This window comes from Pseudomonas sp. 43A, from assembly GCF_013363935.1.
In the GTDB taxonomy this organism is placed as follows: domain Bacteria; phylum Pseudomonadota; class Gammaproteobacteria; order Pseudomonadales; family Pseudomonadaceae; genus Aquipseudomonas; species Aquipseudomonas crudilactis.
In genome coordinates, this window is record NZ_CP054880.1 from 5,405,503 (window position 1) to 5,422,595 (window position 17,093).

The following is a 17,093-nucleotide window of genomic DNA, read 5'->3' on the forward strand; positions in this document are numbered from 1 at the left end:
CCTTAAATAAGCAAAACCGACTTCTATGCGTTCGCACATCCGGTACGAACACGATATTGCCCAGTAGTTCTTATAGTCGGCTCAGCGCGATCTCTCAAAGATACGGCACGGGGATGTGCCTCAAGATTTTTCCAGGTTGCCCAGAATGTGCCCGTGAACCCGCATGCACACCTTCAAATCCGCCTCGTCGACGCCTTCGAACAATTCGTGACGCAGTTGTGTGGCAATGGTTTCGATCTGTTCGATCAGCGGCAGGGCCGGTGCACAGAGGACGATTTTTTTCGCCCGGCGGTCTTCCATCACGGACTGGCGTTGCACCAGGCCCTGGCTTTCCAGACTATCGAGCAAGCGTGCAAGGGTCGGCCCTTCGACGCCGACGCTCTGTGCCAGCTCGCGTTGGGTCGGTGCCTCTTCGAAACGCGCCAGATGCAGCAGCACCAGCCAGCGCGCCTGGGACAGACCCAGCCCGGCCAGTCGGCGGTCCAGTTCGGCTCGCCAGCCACGGGACATCTGGGCCAGTTGCATGCCAAAGCGGTGTTGATCGGTTAACGGCATAAAACACTCACGGTTAGACTGAAAATAAAGAAAATCTAATTATTAGCCAGCTAAGCATGAGCTGCAGTTATAGGCAAGTGGCGGTCTGTACTGAATCGTTACATCTCGAGGCCCCCCTCACCCTAGCCCTCTCCCAGAGGGAGAGGGGACTGATCGGGGGATATTTGGGAATTACGCCGACCTGACAGCTCAACGCTGAATCCATAATCGACCCGGTCATTCAGGTCGATGTATGGCGCAAGACACCTCAGTCGGCCCCCTCTCCCTCCGGGAGAGGGCTGGGGTGAGGGGCGACGGCCAAATTACATCTCGAATTCCGACTGCAATGCAGCCCGCACGCAATACAACACGCCTTCCGGAACACGCCCAGCAAACAGCTCAGCGATTTCGGCGACCGACGGCAACTCGCCCTCGCCATCGAGGAACGCGTCCTGCACCTCACCCATCAACTCTTCAGGCAAATCCAGCGCCTGCTCGAGCGACAACTGCTGCTTGCCAATGGCCTCGGCAAGCATCGTGTACACATTCTTCTCCGAGCACTGCAGCTGACCGGAGATCTGCAGCGGCGTCATGCCGGCGCGGGCCAGGGTGATCAGTTCGTGGCGCACGTCAGCCACCGCTTTCGGCGCCTCGACCTCGCCGCCGAGCACTTCGAGGAAGGCATCGCCGTAGCGTTCCAGCTTGCGCGCACCGACGCCGCTGACCCGGGCCATTTCCGCCAGTGAAGTCGGTTGGCTGCGGAGCATTTCCAGCAGCGTCGAATCGGGGAAGATGACGTACGGCGGCACACCATGTTCTTCGGCCAGTTTGCGTCGCAGCGCGCGCAGGGCTTCCCACTGTTCGCGCTCTTCACCGCGCACCAGTTGGCTGGCCGGGCTCTTGCTCGCGGTTTTGGCGGTAACCTGCGGTTTGAGGTCGCGGCGCAATTCAAGGCTCACTTCGCCCTTGAGCAACGGCCGGCAACTGTCATTCAGACGCAGGCCGCCATAACCCTCGTGATCGACATCCGCCAGACCGCGCGCTACCAGTTGACGGAACAACGAGCGCCATTCGCTTTCGCTCAACGCCTTGCCGACGCCCCACACCGACAGGTGCTGATGGCCGAAACTGCGGATTTTTTCGTTGTCCTTGCCCAAGAGCACATCAACCAGATGACCGACGCCATAACGCTGACCGGTACGGAAAATCGCCGACAGCGCCTGACGTGCGGGTTCGGTGGCGTCCCAGGTCTGCACGCCATCGATACAGTTGTCGCAATGGCCACACGGCTCGGGCATGTCTTCATCGAAATACGCGAGCAGGGTCTGACGACGGCAGCGGGTTTCTTCACACAGCGACAGCATCGCGTCGAGCTTGTGTTGTTCCAGACGCTTGTGCCGCTCATCGCCTTCGGAGTTCTGCAGCATCTGCTTGAGCATCACCACGTCTTGCAGACCGTAGGCCATCCAGGCATCCGCCGGCAGACCGTCACGGCCGCCGCGCCCGGTTTCCTGGTAATACGCCTCAAGAGATTTCGGCAGATCGAGGTGGGCGACGAAGCGCACGTTGGGCTTGTCGATGCCCATGCCGAACGCCACGGTAGCGACCATGATCAAGCCTTCCTCATTGAGGAAGCGCTTCTGATTGAAGGCACGCAGATCATTGGGCAGACCGGCGTGATACGGCAGCGCCGGGAAGCCCTGCTCGCTCAGGAACGCTGCGACTTCCTCGACTTTCTTGCGTGACAGGCAATAAACGATGCCGGCATCGCTGCGCCGTTCGGCGAGGAACGCCAGCAACTGCTTGCGCGGCTGCTCTTTGGGCACAATGCGGTAAAAGATGTTCGGGCGGTCGAAGCTCGACAGGAAGCGCTCGGCATTTTGCAGGTGCAGACGCGTGACGATCTCTTCGCGGGTACGCTTGTCGGCTGTGGCCGTCAGGGCGATGCGCGGTACGTCGGGGAACATCTCGGCCAATTGACCCAGTTGCAGGTATTCCGGACGGAAATCGTGACCCCATTGCGATACGCAGTGCGCCTCATCAATGGCGAACAGCGCGATGTTCAGCCCTTGCAGGAACGACAGCATGCGCGGCTGTACCAGACGTTCGGGCGCCAGATACAACATCTTCACTTCGCCACGTTTGATTCGCGTGGCGAGGTCGCGCTGCTGTTCGGCGCTCAGTGTCGAGTTCAAGGCAGCGGCGGCAACGCCCAATTCTTCAAGAGTAGCGACCTGATCGTCCATCAATGCGATCAACGGCGAGACCACCACGGCCAGGCCCTCGCGAAGCAGCGCCGGCACCTGGAAGCACAGGGATTTGCCGCCACCGGTAGGCATCAGCACCAGCGCATCACCGCCGCTGGCAACGCGCTCAATGATTGCACCCTGACGGCCACGGAAACTGTCGTAGCCGAAGATGTCCTTGAGGACGCGTTGAGCCTGTTCGAGCATAAAAACTCCAAAAATCTACCGAAACATCCCTGCACAGGCTGGTTCAGGACAGCCAGGGCTGCTTAAACAAAACGTAAGAGCGCATTGCACGACATCCGCAATACGAGCAGGGAGCGCAAAACGCGGCAGTATACCCGAGGCCTTCGCTGCACAGGGTGCCGCTGATAAGACACAGATAAATCCCCTGTGGGAGCGAGCCCGCTCGCGAATACGCAGGATCAGTCGATACAAAGGTGCCTGATACGCCGCTTTCGCGAGCAGGCTCGCTCCCACAGGATTTGTATGCAGCCCGGCAATTGCGGCAAATCTGCCATGCGGCTGGCTTGAGCGCGCAAGAAGGCCTAGAATTCCCGCATTGTTTATTCCCCAAGGTAGCCCCGTAATGTCCTTCGCTGAGCAACTGACCCGCCTGCAAGTTTTCCTCGACGCCGACGAGCTGCATGACGAGGCGCTGGATTACGTGGCCGCTCACGGCTACCTGACCGCGCTGTCGATCTGCGCCGAAGATGTACCGGAGCGTGAGTGGATCGACGCCCTGTTCGCCGAAGAGCCGCATTACAGCAGCGACGCTCAGCGCGAAGAGATCGAAGCCACCCTGATCGGCCTCAAGGCGCACATCGCCCGTCAACTGGCCTCGGATGAAGAGTTCGAGCTGCCATGCGAACTGGATCTGGGCGACGAGCCGGACGATTCCGAGCTGCGCGGCTGGTGCATTGGCTTCATGGAAGGCGTATTCCTGCGTGAAGCCGCCTGGTTCGAAACCGCCGAAGAAGAAGTCAGCGAAATGCTCCTGCCGATCATGGTCGGTTCGGGCCTGTTCGACGAACAGCCGGAATTCGAAGACATCGCCAAAGACGCCAACCTGATGGACGACATGATCGTACAGATTCCGGAAGCCCTGACCGCGCTGTACCTGCTGTGCCAGGCGCCTGACGAAAAACCGGCGATCCTCAAGCCACGTCACCACTAAGATCCGGCCTATGGACAATCCCATAGGCAACCGCCCCCTGATGTTGCGCTACTTCCTGCTGGCCATCGGCTGGCTCAGCGTGGCATTGGGGGTGATCGGGATTTTCCTGCCCGTCCTGCCCACTACCCCTTTCCTTCTGCTCGCCGCGGCCTGTTTCGCGCGTAGCTCTCCGCGCTTTTATCGCTGGCTTGTCGAGCATCCCCGGCTCGGCCCGTGGATCCGCGATTACCTCGATGGCAATGGCATACCGCTCAAGGGCAAGGTCTACGCGATCGGGCTGATGTGGGCGAGCATTCTGTTCTCGTGCTACCTGGTGCCACTGCCGTGGGCGCGGGGGTTTATGTTGACCAGTGCGGTGTTGGTGACGGTTTATATTTTGCGGCAGAAAACCCTGCACAAACGCTGATGACGGGCGAATAACCGTTCGTCAGGAAAAGGCACTCACCTGTCAGATCTGACAGGTGCGCAATCTCCAATTAAGCGCTCTGATAACCCCTGCCCGTTCCCACCATGCAGGAGCCTCATCCGTGACCACCTCAACCCCACCGGAAAACACCGTCCTCGTCCTGAAACCGCCACTAATCAACGGCCAGACCGAGTCAGTGGTAGGCGCACACATCGGCGCGTCTCTGGTGGCCTATGAGCTGGTCGACGACGGTAAAGGCGCCGTTGTCATCATCGATCCACCGTTGTCGGGCACCATGGATCCCGGCGATGTCATGGAGCTTTGGCTTGAGGATGAAGTGACCGCACTGGACAGCAAGACCATTGAGGATCCGAACGTGCGCACCACGTTGCGCATCCCCAAGGGTCGACTGCATCCGGACAAGGTCAACAAGCTTTACTACACCGTCAGGCGTGGGAGCGCCAATCGAGGCACTTCCACCCCATCGCTGGAAATCCTCTATAACCGCATCCGCCCCGGCTTCAAAGATCGTCTGACCGACCCCGGTGGCCACTCCGAACTCAAATTGCTATTGCCCGATGTGATCAAGGACGGCGTCGGCCCGGAATTCGTCAGCGCCGAAGTGTGCGTGGCCTATCCGTATTGCCGGGCGTACGACCTCATCACCCTCAAGTGCAACGGCGAACTGCTGGAGCCCAAGCCCAAGGTCAATCCGAATCAGGCGCCGCAACCGCCGAATCCCGGTGACGAACCCCCTATCACCATTTGCTTCACCATCACCCGCGCCTATCTCGACAAGGCGAAACGTCTGGATAAAAAACTGCATTTCTCCTACACCGTCACCGACCAGATCGGCAACGGCCCGGACACCGATGCGCCGTGGTCGCCGGTGCAGAGTGTGGATGAGGATCTGGATGGCACGCGCCTGCCTATGCCGATCCTCCTGGAACGACTGGAAGACTTCCCGGGAGATGACGCGAGCATCATCGATCTGGAAAAACTGGCCGGTAAGCCGTTATTGGTGGTGGTTCTGACGGCGGACAACCGCTTTATGGCGGGCGATGAAGTGCTCGCAACCTACACCGCTAAAAACACAGGCCAGCCCGCCGACGTAGTGGTGACTGTTCCCGGCAAAGTTGAAGCAGACCCGTTCGGCTCCAAGAAAACCTTGTTCCTTGAAGTGCCCAACGACAAGGTTTTCGCGGGCAGTAACGTCACCGTAACTTATGAATTGCACAGGCCCGATGTGGGTCTGGTGGGTAACTCCAACACGGCGAAAGCAACGGTGACAGGCACTAACCCGGTGGAACTGCTGCCGCCATTTCTAGTGGCACCGGCGGTCAGCCCGATTGATCTGCTGGCCTATCCGAACGGCGTGACCATGCGGATCGAATACCTCCAGGCCCAAGGCAACGACAAGGCCCGACTGGTGGAGGTCAATCCGCCAACGGGCGCGTCGCCGTTCCCACTGGTGGAATTCAACAGCAACAAGCGGGTGAACACAGTGTTAAGTCCGAAGTTTCTGGCGGCGCGGGATGGCAAAGTGATTGAGCTGCGCTGGGATCTGAATCGCAATGGCACGCCGGCGGGGCAATCAGACTCGGTCAACATCAGGGTGCTGAAGATTGCAGATGGGGATGCGCGCCTGTCGACACCGAACATCGCCGGCAATACGGGAACGGAACTGGAGGTTAATGAACTGGCCACCGACGCCCGGATTATCGCGCTGAAGTGGCCGTCGTTCGAGCCAGGGCAACCGATCTGGGTAACGTGCAAGGGTTTTGACAACGCTGGCAACCCGGTCAATACCAATGTCAGGTCAGGAGAGCCAAATGATTCGGTGGATGGGTTGTCAGTACCGGCACCAGTTGAATGGCTGAAGTTGCTCAAGGACGGCAGCCAAGTGACCGTGGAACTCGCCGTCGGTTTTGCCGGTTCAACAGACAAGGCTCAGGCGGTTGTATTTCCACTGCGGCTTTATGCTGTCACCTCCATTCCAGAGTTTATCGTCGATACTTCACCGCTCACACTCCAGGGCAGAAATGTATCTATCGCAGGTACAAATACCCCGTGGGAAAGAACAGGCGCAGACCCTGCCAATACCGCAGCTCTTCGCGCTGCAAACGGTGGCACCCGCCCATACGTCTATAGCTCGTCCGATGACCGCATTGCATCTGTCGATGACTTAGGCACAGTCAGAAGTGAGGGAAATGGCTCGGCCATCATTACGGTAACGGACTCTGCCGGACAATCAAAAAGCTACACCGTTACCACCGGCAATGTAATCAACTATATTTACAGCCCCAGCATTTACGTACCAGATTTCCAGAAATGGGTCACTTCTGTTGGCGGAAGAATAATTCCACTAGATGAACTCTCAACCGTGCACACCCCAATCCTGAATATTAAATACCGATTTACCGAAACATACGCTTGGGTCTATGTAACGCGTTTCCTAAGATCTGAAAATAATATTTATTACGACTTTTTAGCTGTCAACAAAAACGGCTTCTCAGCAAGAACAGGATATGGGGGAGACCGTCAAAGTGCGATATGCATGAAATAACCCCGTACTTTTGCCTTGGGCTTTGACTTGAATATCACAACCTTCAGCGAGCCATTAGGACAAAGGGGACGGACTTATTTAATAAGTGATTTAAACAGCGGGGCTTGATCGAGGTTTTTTCTGCTGACCGCGAAGGGGCCAGTGAAGTCAGCGCAAAATCCATTTTAAACACGGTCGTTTAAAAGACACCTTCAGATACGCCTTACAGGCTACAAATTCTTGCGCCATTGCCTACAGCTACGCCAGAATCCGCCGGCTTGTGCGCCTTGGGGGCGGGTTCTATTGTGGTGCGGTCGCTGACGAATCAGCGATCGGGTTTAGCGATCCGATACCTTACAGACGCTCAATCCCCAGTCTCAATTGCAGCTTTGTCTATCTGCACTTGGCGTCATGGTGGCTGTGCGTGGGAGACCTTCGGGTCTACCCGGGGTTTCTGTGACCCGGATCGCTAACCTGCGTACAGCCGCCACCTTTACTTGTTTAGCGATGAGCCGTGGCGGCCAAATCAACCACGGAGTCTCACCATGATCAAACCAACACCCAACCCACCCGAAACCGACCCCACCTCCCCCTACGAATCCCTCGATTCAAAAAAACTCCACGAAGCCGCCGACCGCGCCCTCGATCACTACCTCTGCCCACCCGGCTCCACCCCACCGCCACGCAAAACCCGCCGGATGTACGCCGTGACCGCAGACTTCAAAAACGAAGAACTGCTGGCCGATGCCAGCGAAACACTCGCCTCAGCCAGAACCATCGCCCATGACTTCGCCCACCTCATACCCGCGTCACAGCGCAGGACGCTGTTGGGGATCGCGCAATTGATCATGCTCGGCGAACTGGCGGTGAATCGGGTGATGGATAATCTGGAGTTACCGGGTTGATGCAGGCGTGATCAACCGCTGAGTTATTCGGCGTCAGATCTGACGCTTTCGCGAGCAGGCTCGCTCCCACAGTTAACCGAACTCCAATGTGGGAGCGAGCCTGCTCGCGAAGGGGCCAGAATGAGCAACGCCATACCATCAGACAGAAAAAACCCGCCGCCCCATAACCGGGACGGCGGGTTTTGTCATTTCAGGCGTCGCTTACACCGTATCCACCTTCAACGAATGATCATTCAGCATGCCGCTGATGATCGTCGCCGTGTCATGCCCACCGGCAACCACCCCACCCGCTCCCGGCGTCACCCCGTAATGGCTGGCGAGGTTGACGCCGGCCAGGTCGATGGTCTGGTTCGGCGTGGCACCGGCCATGGCGCTGACGTCGATGCTGGTGAGCACCGAGGCGCCGCTGCCGCTGACAGTAAAGTGCAGATAGTCATCCAGCGAGGCGGTGGTGCCGTTTTCACCTTGCAGCAGTTGCGACAGGTCGAGCTTGTCAGTGCCGGGGGTGAAGTCGGTGATCAGGTCGTGGCCGCTATTGCCCTTGAGCCACTGGAAGGTATCGGCCCCTGAGCCACCGGTCATGGTGTTGTTGCCCATGCCGCCGATCAGCAGGTCGTCGCCACCGCCACCGTTGAGGATGTCGTTGCCCAAACCACCGTTGATGACGTTGTTATTGTTGTCACCGGTCAACGTGTCATTGAAGTTCGAGCCGACCAGATTTTCGATGCCGGTCAGCGTATCGGTGCCGGCGCCAAGGGTGTTTTGCGCACCGAGCAGGCCGAGGTTGACGGTGACCGCAGCGGTGGCGTGGGCATAGCTGGCGGTATCGATACCGGTGCCGCCGTCGAGCAGGTCATTGCCTGGGCCGCTGTAGAGCAAGTCGTTGCCGGCGCCGCCGTGCAGTTCGTTGTTGCCGGAACCGGCGGTAAGCACATCGTTGCCGTCGCCGGCGTTGATGATGTTGTCGCCGCTGCCGGCCACCAGCACGTCATCCCCCGAGGTGCCGGTGAGGGTGTGGCCGTCCTGATAGCTGATGGTCACATTGGCCGTGTCGCTGCCGCCGTGGTTATCGTTGGCGGTGTAGCTGCCGTGGAAGTCCGGGGTGATGTCGTGGGCCCCGGCGTAGTTGACCGTCATGGTCAGTTGATAGTTTTCCGCCGCGTTGGGGTTACCGCCGCCGCTGGGGTTGCTGATGTTGGTGACGTGGATCTGGTAGGTGCCATCGGCGCTGGCAGTGATGGTGCCGCCATCGGCAATCGCGACGAACGCGCCACCGTTGAGCGAGTACTCCAGAGTGATGTGCCCGGCTGCCAGGTTGTGATCCAGGTTCAGCGTTTCGCCCTGTTTCAGTTTGACCGTGATCAGGTCTTCATCGTTGGCATTGGCGTTGGTCACCGCGCCGAGGTAGCCGCTGATCACCAGTACAGCGGTCATCGCTGCGGTGTTGGCCGCGAAGGCATTGCGCACATCGGCCAGGGTCTGGTTGGCGGCGCTGTTGCTGTTGCCGTTGAACGTAATGGCGCCGGTGCCGGTGAAGTCCGCGCCCTTCGCCACCCAACCGGTGTTGAAGGTGGTTGGTGAGGCGTTGAGCGTATCGCCATTCGGATCGGTATCGTTGGCCAACAGCAACTCGCCCGGCACGACGATATTACCCGAGAGCACGTTGGTGATGACGTGATCGTCCACCGCCACTGGCGGCGCGTTGGGGATCACCTTCACGGTAAGCGTCGAACTGGCAAGGTCGCCATCGTTGTCGCTGACGGTGAAGCCGATGTTCTCGGTGATCACCACCGCCGTGGTTTTCTGCGAGGTGTAGGTGTAGTCGCCGCTGTCGAGGTTGATCAGCAGTGTGCCGCCGTTATTGGTGGCAATGCTCAGCGTGTTGTTGGCGGTGTTGAAGGTGCCGTGGTTGATGCCGCCGCTTGGCGTCAACGAGCCTTGCCCGCTGAGGGCTTTCGGATCGTAGGTGTAAGTGGTGCCGTCAATCACGATGGACTTGATGAAACCGCCATCGGCGCCGAAGGTGCCGCCCTCGCCCAGCAACGAACCAGTGACCGGCGCCCCCTGCACAGTGCCCGAGAGCACCGAGTTGAGTTGATTGAGATCGGTGACCACCACCGCGTTGGTGTTGGTGTGGCTGATGCCGTCATAGGCCAGCGGGTCGAGGTTGGCGTTGCTCACCCCGCTGCCGAGGCCGATCGCGTAGTTCTTGATGTTGTTGGCATCGAGGAAGTTTTTCAGCGCGGCTTCATCAGCGGCGTTGATGTCGCCTTCGTTAGGCTTGCCGTCCGAGAAGAAGTAACCGACGTTCTGCGCCCCGGTGAGTTTGCCCGAGGTGTTGAAGGCGGTTTGCATCACCGCCACCGCGGCGTCGTAGTTGGTGCCGCCACCCGCGGTCAGGCCGGCGAGAATCGTCTTCGCGGTCGCCACATCGACCCATACCGTGGTTCGATCAGTGGCGTTGCTGCTGAAGGTGACGAGCTGGACTTTGACATCGCCGAGGTCGTCGTACTTGTCGAGCAACGCGCTGATCGCCTGCTTGGCCAGGGCCAGCCGCGACAGGCCCGGCACACCCGAGGCGTCGGCCATACTGCCGGAGATGTCGAGCACGATGAGCAGGTTGGAATCGATCTCCACCGCTGCCACCGAGCGATCCGACGCCACCGCTTTTGGTACGTCATCGACGATGTTCACCACAAGGGTGCTGGTGGTGCTGTTGCCCAGTGCATCGGTGGCTTTGTAGGTGAAACTTTCGCTGAGGGTGTTCGCCCCGTCGTTGGCGTTCGGTGTGGTTTTCGGTGCCGAGGTCAGCGTGTAGGTGTAGGTGCCGTCGGCGTTGAGCTGGATCTGCCCGTAAGTGCCAGTGGCGCTGCCGACCAGGGTGTAGGTGATCGCGCCTGTGCCGCCAGTGACCGCACCAACCAGCGTGCCGGTCGCGGTTTCGCCGGTGTTGGTCGGATCGCTGCCGGTGACCGTACCGGGGGCCAGATCCGCGCCGTCCTTGCTCAGGTCGAGGGCTTTTTCATACACCGTCACGTCCTGATCGACCGAGGCCACCAGTTTGCTGTCGGCGACATTAATGGTGATGGTCGTGGTGCTTTCATCGCCATCGCTGTCGCGGATGGTGTAGGTGAAGGTGTCGGTGGCGCCCGGTGGGCTCACCGAGTTCGGGTTGCTGTGATAGACGGCATTGCCCGCCGCATCGAGGGTCAGGTAACCGAAGTTGCCATTGATGTTGCTGTTGAGGCCGCCGATGGCCGAGCTGCCGGTGTTGCTGCCGGCGCGCACGCCGACCACCGTGGCCGCGCCATCGGCACCACTGATGTCATTGCCCAATACGCTGACGTTGACCGTACCGCCCTCGGTCACCGAGCCGGTGTCGGGTTTGGCGGTTGGCAGGTCGTCGATGATGTTGACGTTGATCTGGCCGTTAGCCGTGCTGCCATCAGTGTCCGTGGCCACGACGTTGAAGTTCTCGGTGAGGCTGTTGGCACCGTTGGCGTTCGGGTGGGTTTCGTTGTCGACCAGGGTGTAGCTGTAACTGACGACCCCGGTCGCCGGATTGTAACCGGTGACGGTGAAAGTGCTGCCCAGCGGCGAGACGACAGATTGCGGGAAGCCTGCGGCAACACCGTTGGTGACCACGGCAATGCCACCGACGGTCAGGGTTTGCAGGCCATCGAGCGCAGTGACGGTGAAGGTGCCGCTCTGGGTCAGCGCCGGGGTGTCGGGGCTGGTGCCGTCGCCGAGGTTTTTCTCGTAGACGGTGAGTTCGCCGCCATTGACGTCGAGGCCGTTGAGCACCACCGGATCGTCGTTGTTGTGGATGTTCAGCACCAGGTTGGCGGTGCTGGTATCGCCATCGGCATCGGTCAGGGTGTAGGTGAACGTCTCGCTGCCGTTGCCGCCGCCGTGCAGGTTTTTGAAGTCGGCATCGTTGGGGTTCAGCGTGTAGGTGTACGTGCCGTTGGCGTTGAGCACCAGCGTGCCGTAAGTGCCGGTGAACGTGCCGGCGGTGATCGGCCCGGCATTCGCTCCGGTCGCGACCACGTCGGCGCCTTGTACATCGTTGGTCAGCACATTGCCGGTCAGGGTCAGTTGCGTTTCCGAGGCCGTGTTGGCGTTACTGTCGTTCACGGCTTTCGGCACGTCATCGACGATGCTGACGACAATGGTGCTGGTGACGATGTTGCCCAGTGAATCGGTGGCCTGATAGGTGAAGGTTTCACTCAGGGTGTTGGCGCCGTCGTCGGCATGCGGGGTGGTGCTCGCCGGCGAGGTCAGCGTGTAGGTGTAAGTGCCGTTGGGGTTGAGGACGATTTGCCCGTAGTTGCCGGTGGCGCTGCCGACCAGCGCATAGCTGATCGCGCCGACCGCCCCGGTGACCGAGCCGACCAAGGTGCCGGACGCGGTTTCGCCGGTGCTGGTCGGATCGCTGCCAGTGACTGTACCGGGAGCCAGATCCGCGCCGTCCTTGGTCAGGTCGAGGGCTTTCTCGAAGACCGTGACGTCGGTGTCGCTGGTCGCGCACAGTTTGCTGTTGGCGACATCGATGGTGATGGTGGTGGTGCTTTCATCACCGTCGGAATCACGCACGGTGTAGGTGAACACATCCACCGCGCCCGGGCCGCTCACGGTGTTGGGATTGCTGTGATAGACCGCGTTGCCGTTGGCGTCCAGGGTCAGGTAACCGTAGGTGCCATTGATGTTGCTGTTGAGGCCGCCGATGGCCGAGGTCGAGGTATCAGAACCGGCACGCACGCCGACCACTGCGCCGGTCACGGCCGGGCCGTCAGCGCCGCCTATGTCGTTGTCGAGGACATTGCCACTGACCGTGCCGCCCTCCGCCACCGATGCGGCGTCAGGGTGGGCGCTGGGCAAATCATCGACGATGTTGACGTTGATCTGGCCGTTGGCGGTGCTGCCATCGGTGTCGGTGGCGACGACGTTGAAGTTCTCGGTAATGCTGTTGGCGCCGTTGGCGTTCGGATGGGTTTCGTTGTCGACCAGGGTGTAGCTGTAGCTCACAACACCGGTAGCAGGGTTATAGCCGGTGATGGTCAACGTGCTGCCGAGTGGCGTGACGATCGATTGCGGGAAGCCTGCGGCCACGCCGCCGGTCACCACGCTGATGCCGCCCACGGTCAGGGTTTGCAAGCCATCGAGCGCGGTGACGGTGAAAGTGCCGCTTTGGGTCAGCGCCGGGGTGTCGGGGCTGGTGCCGTCGCTGAGGTTTTTCTCGTAGACGGTGAGCTCGCCGCCATTGACGTCGAGGCCGTTGAGATAGACCTGATCGTCATTGTTGTGGATGTTCAGCACCAGGTTCGCGGTACTGGTATCACCGTCGGAATCGGTGATGGTGTAGGCGAAGGTCTCGGTGCCGTTGCCACCGCCGTGCAGGTTTTTGAAGTCGGCGTCGTTGGTGTTCAGCGTGTAGGTGTAGGTGCCGTTGGCATTGAGTACCAAGGTGCCGTAAGTCCCGGTGAAAGTGCCCGGAGTGACCGGCCCGCTCGGTACGCGGTCGGCGCCTTGCACATCGTTGGTCAGGACGTTGCCGGTCAGGGTCAGCAGGGTTTCCGACGCAGTGCCGGTGTTGCTGTCATCCACAGCTTTTGGCAGATCGTCGACGATATTGATATCGAGGGTGCCATTGGCGGTGGTGCCGTTGTCATCGACCACGGTGACCGCGAACTGCTCAGGCAGATTGTTCGCGCCATTGGCGGTTGGATGCGCTTCGTTGTCGACCAGGGTGTAGCTGTAGCTGACCACGCCGGTGGTGGCGTTGAAACCGGTGATGGTCAGTGTGCTGCCCAGCGGTGTGGTGACCGATTGTGGGAAACCTGCGGCCACACCGTTGGTCACGACGGCGATGCCACCGACGGTCAGCGTGGTGACGCCATCGAGTGCAGTGATGGTGAACGTGCCGTTCTGAGTCAGCGCGGTGGAGTCGGGCGCGCTGCCGTCCGTGAGGTTTTTCTCGTAAACGGTGAGTTCGCCGCCATTCACGTCGAGGCCGTTGATGATCACCGGATCGTCGTTGTTGTGGATCTGCAACACCAGATTCGCCGTGCTGGTATCACCGTCGGAATCGGTGATCGTATAGGCGAAGGTTTCCGTGCCGTTGCCACCGCCGTGCAGGTTTTTGAAGTCGGCATCGCTGGTGTTCAGCGTGTAGGTATACGTGCCGTTGGCGTTGAGGACCAAGGTGCCGTAAGTCCCGGTGAAAGTGCCCGGAGTGACCGGCCCGCTCGGTACGCGGTCGGCGCCTTGCACATCGTTGGTCAGGACATTGCCAGTCAGGGTCAGCAGGGTTTCCGACGCAGTACCGGTGTTGCTGTCATCCACAGCTTTTGGCAGATCGTCGACGATATTGATGTCGAGGGTGGCATTGGCGGTGGTGCCGTTGTCATCGACCACGGTGACGGCGAATTGCTCAGGCAGATTGTTCGCGCCGTTGGCGTTTGGATGCGCTTCGTTGTCGACCAGGGTGTAGCTGTAGCTGACCACGCCGGTGGTGGCGTTGAAACCGGTGATGGTCAGTGTGCTGCCCAACGGAGTGGTCACGGATTGCGGAAAGCCTGCGGCGACGCCGTTGGTGACGACGGCGATGCCACCGACGGTCAGCGTGGTGACGCCATCGAGTGCAGTGATGGTGAACGTGCCGCTTTGGGTCAGCGCGGTGGAGTCGGGAGCGCTGCCGTCGCTGAGGTTTTTCTCGTAGACGGTGAGTTCACCGCCATTGACGTCGAGGCCGTTGATGATCACCGGATCGTCGTTGTTGTGGATCTGCAGCACGAGATTGGCGGTGCTGGTATCACCGTCCGAATCGGTGATGGTGTAGGCGAAGGTTTCCGTGCCGTTGCCGCCGCCGTGCAGGTTTTTGAAGTCGGCGTCGTTGGTGTTCAGCGTGTAGGTGTAGGTGCCGTTGGCATTGAGTACCAAGGTGCCGTAAGTCCCGGTGAAAGTGCCTGGGGTTACCGGCCCAGTAGGTACGCGGTCGGCGCCTTGCACATCGTTGGTCAGGACATTGCCAGTCAGGGTCAGCAGGGTTTCCGACGCAGTACCGGTGTTGCTGTCATCCACAGCTTTTGGCAGATCGTCGACGATATTGATGTCGAGGGTGCCATTGGCGGTGGTGCCGTTGTCATCGACCACGGTGACGGCGAACTGCTCAGGCAGATTGTTCGCGCCATTGGCGGTTGGATGCGCTTCGTTGTCGACCAGGGTGTAGCTGTAGCTGACCACGCCGGTGGTGGCGTTGAAACCGGTGATGGTCAGTGTGCTGCCCAGCGGTGTGGTGACCGATTGTGGGAAGCCGGCAGCCACACCGTTGGTCACGACGGCGATGCCGCCGACGGTCAGGGTGGTGACGCCATCGAGTGCAGTGATGGTGAACGTGCCGCTTTGGGTCAACGCGGTGGAGTCGGGAGCGCTGCCGTCGCTGAGGTTTTTCTCGTAGACCGTCAGCTCGCCGCCCTCGACGTTCAGGCCATTGATGACCACCGGGTCGTCGTTGTTATGAATCTGCAGGACCAGATTGGCGGTGCTGGTATCACCGTCCGAATCGGTGATCGTGTAGGCGAAGGTTTCCGTGCCGTTACCGCCACCGTGCAGGTTTTTGAAGTCGGCATCGTTGGTGTTGAGCGTGTAGGTGTAAGTGCCGTTGGCATTCAGTACCAAGGTGCCGTAAGTGCCGGTGAAAGTGCCTGGAGTGACGGGCCCGGTGGGCACACGGTCAGCACCTTGCACATCATTGGTCAGCACGTTGCCGGTCAGTGTCAGCTGCGTTTCAGACGCCGTGCCATTGTTGTCATCAAAGGCTTTTGGCACATCGTCGGTGATGTTGACGTCGAGCGTGCCGGTCGCGGTGTCGCCATTGCTGTCGCCGGCAATCACGGTGAACTGTTCACTGAGATTGTTCGCGCCGTCACCGGCCGCGTGGCTTTCGTTGCCGTTGAGGGTGTAGCTGTAGCTGACAACGCCAGTCGCCGGGTTGTAACCGGTGATGGTCAGGGTGTTGCCCAGTTGCGAGGTGATCGATTGCGGAAAGCCGATCGGCACGCCACCAACGATGACATTGATGCCACCAATGCTCAGGCTGGTCAGACCGTCCGGCGCCGACACGGTAAAGCTGCCGCTTTGCGTGAGTGCGCCAGGGTTGGCCGCCGAGCCGGCAGGCAGATTGGCTTCATTGAGATTGAGTTCGCCGCCCGCCACGTTCAGGCCCGTGAGGGTTACAGGATTGTTGACCGGTGGCGGCACTACGACAGCCGGGGTGTCATCGCCGTTGTCGATCACCGCGTTGTGGCGTTCTTCAGGGAATTCGGGAATACCGCCGAATCCGGCGGTGGGGAAACCGATGATCGGGTCGACGCGTCCACCGACTTCCGTCAGCAGGACAAAACTGTGGCCGCCGCCCGCCTCTCCCGGTGCGCCGCCCGGGGCATTCGGACCGGCCGCAGTGGCTTCAGCGGTTTTGCTCGGGTCGTCACCGGCGGCGATGGCTTTCTGGATCTGCTCGACGTCAGTCAATTGCGCGTCGCTCGGGGTCACAGCCTCCGCAGCATTGACATGCGTCGCCTGACCCGCCAGCAGTTCACCGGTCATGGTCATGCTGCTGCCGCGTCCGAGGGTCAGTTCCTGGCCGTTTTGCAGATGAACGGCGACGGCGCCCTCCGCGCCGGTGATCAGTTGATCGCCGGCATACAGGCGATCCCCCTCAACCAGTGCGCGTTTAGTACCGTCGGCTGACTGGGCGAAAACCTGGCCAATGACTTTAGTGACTATCCCGATGAGCGTTGCCATGTGAAATCCTCCGCTGCCGACCACCGTCGGCACTGGTAAGCGAAGCAGCCCATGGCTCAATCGGGTTGTCGCAGGCGACGCTCGCACCTTCGACAGTTCGTTTCGCAGGTGGCTTCTTTCGGAAACATCAGTGCTATCAAGCACTTCCGCATCCTGATCAAAGCCATACGCCTACTAACGCTACGTAACGGTGGTGAATCACCCGAGTGACAAAAATCTGTCGCTCATCAACCGTTACGCGTCCCTCCCCTTCAGCAGTACTTCGCCGTATGTCGCAAAGTGAGTGGAACTTTCCTCAAGCCTTTTTGCGCTCCCTAAAGCGCATAAAACAAAGGCTTTCATGCTGAACAATGTGCCGGTTTTTACAAAGCGCATAAGTTTTTTTCGGCATAAGGCTTATGAAAAATTTTTCTTAGCTACGCTCTAGGATGTTCTTAGCTCTGTTGTTACAAGAGTGAAACGCTTAGACCTATAA

Annotated in this window: 7 protein-coding genes; 4 read left to right on the forward strand and 3 right to left on the reverse strand. The window is 59.8% G+C overall.

The genetic code is table 11. The features are described 5' to 3' along the window. Positions 1-120 precede the first annotated feature (120 nt). Together HUW52_RS23650 and recQ are read right to left on the reverse strand one after the other, a co-directional pair. Positions 121-555: a MarR family transcriptional regulator gene (locus tag HUW52_RS23650; RefSeq protein WP_016984207.1), complete on the reverse strand. Its 435-nt coding sequence runs from the start codon at positions 553-555 to the stop codon at positions 121-123. A 302-nt stretch (positions 556-857) separates the two neighbouring features. After that, positions 858-2,987: a DNA helicase RecQ gene (gene recQ, locus HUW52_RS23655; protein ID WP_016984206.1), complete on the reverse strand. Its 2,130-nt coding sequence runs from the start codon at positions 2,985-2,987 to the stop codon at positions 858-860. A gap of 382 nt (positions 2,988-3,369) precedes the next feature. On the opposite strand from recQ, the gene HUW52_RS23660 reads away from it, so the two are divergent. The 4 genes from HUW52_RS23660 (at position 3,370) to HUW52_RS23680 (ending at position 7,813) form a co-directional block, all read left to right on the forward strand. Continuing rightward, positions 3,370-3,957 (forward strand): YecA family protein, encoded by a 588-nt coding sequence (locus HUW52_RS23660; protein WP_016984205.1) that lies wholly within the window; start codon positions 3,370-3,372, stop codon positions 3,955-3,957. Between the two features lie 10 nt (positions 3,958-3,967). Further along, positions 3,968-4,363, forward strand: coding sequence for a YbaN family protein (locus tag HUW52_RS23665; RefSeq protein WP_175555040.1), 396 nt, complete (start codon positions 3,968-3,970; stop codon positions 4,361-4,363). 121 nt (positions 4,364-4,484) lie between these two features. Further along, on the forward strand, positions 4,485-6,929 hold the full coding sequence (locus HUW52_RS23670) for an Ig-like domain-containing protein (protein ID WP_175555041.1): 2,445 nt from the start codon (positions 4,485-4,487) through the stop codon (positions 6,927-6,929). A 524-nt stretch (positions 6,930-7,453) separates the two neighbouring features. Then, positions 7,454-7,813, forward strand: coding sequence for a DUF6124 family protein (locus tag HUW52_RS23680; protein ID WP_016985927.1), 360 nt, complete (start codon positions 7,454-7,456; stop codon positions 7,811-7,813). Between the two features lie 201 nt (positions 7,814-8,014). Here HUW52_RS23680 and HUW52_RS23685 read toward each other — a convergent pair whose 3' ends face one another. Next, a complete protein-coding gene (locus tag HUW52_RS23685) occupies positions 8,015-16,618 on the reverse strand; it encodes a retention module-containing protein (RefSeq protein WP_175555042.1) in 8,604 nt (2,867 codons plus the stop codon). Positions 16,619-17,093: the final 475 nt, after the last annotated feature.

Bases quoted from the DNA above. Each gene is read 5' to 3' on its own strand.
- recQ (WP_016984206.1), bottom strand. From the start codon at position 2,987: ATGCTCGAACAGGCTCAACGCGTCCTCAAGGACATCTTCGGCTACGAC.
- HUW52_RS23685 (WP_175555042.1), bottom strand. From the start codon at position 16,618: ATGGCAACGCTCATCGGGATAGTCACTAAAGTCATTGGCCAGGTTTTC.
- HUW52_RS23665 (WP_175555040.1), top strand. From the start codon at position 3,968: ATGGACAATCCCATAGGCAACCGCCCCCTGATGTTGCGCTACTTCCTG.
- HUW52_RS23660 (WP_016984205.1), top strand. From the start codon at position 3,370: ATGTCCTTCGCTGAGCAACTGACCCGCCTGCAAGTTTTCCTCGACGCC.
- HUW52_RS23650 (WP_016984207.1), bottom strand. From the start codon at position 555: ATGCCGTTAACCGATCAACACCGCTTTGGCATGCAACTGGCCCAGATG.
- HUW52_RS23680 (WP_016985927.1), top strand. From the start codon at position 7,454: ATGATCAAACCAACACCCAACCCACCCGAAACCGACCCCACCTCCCCC.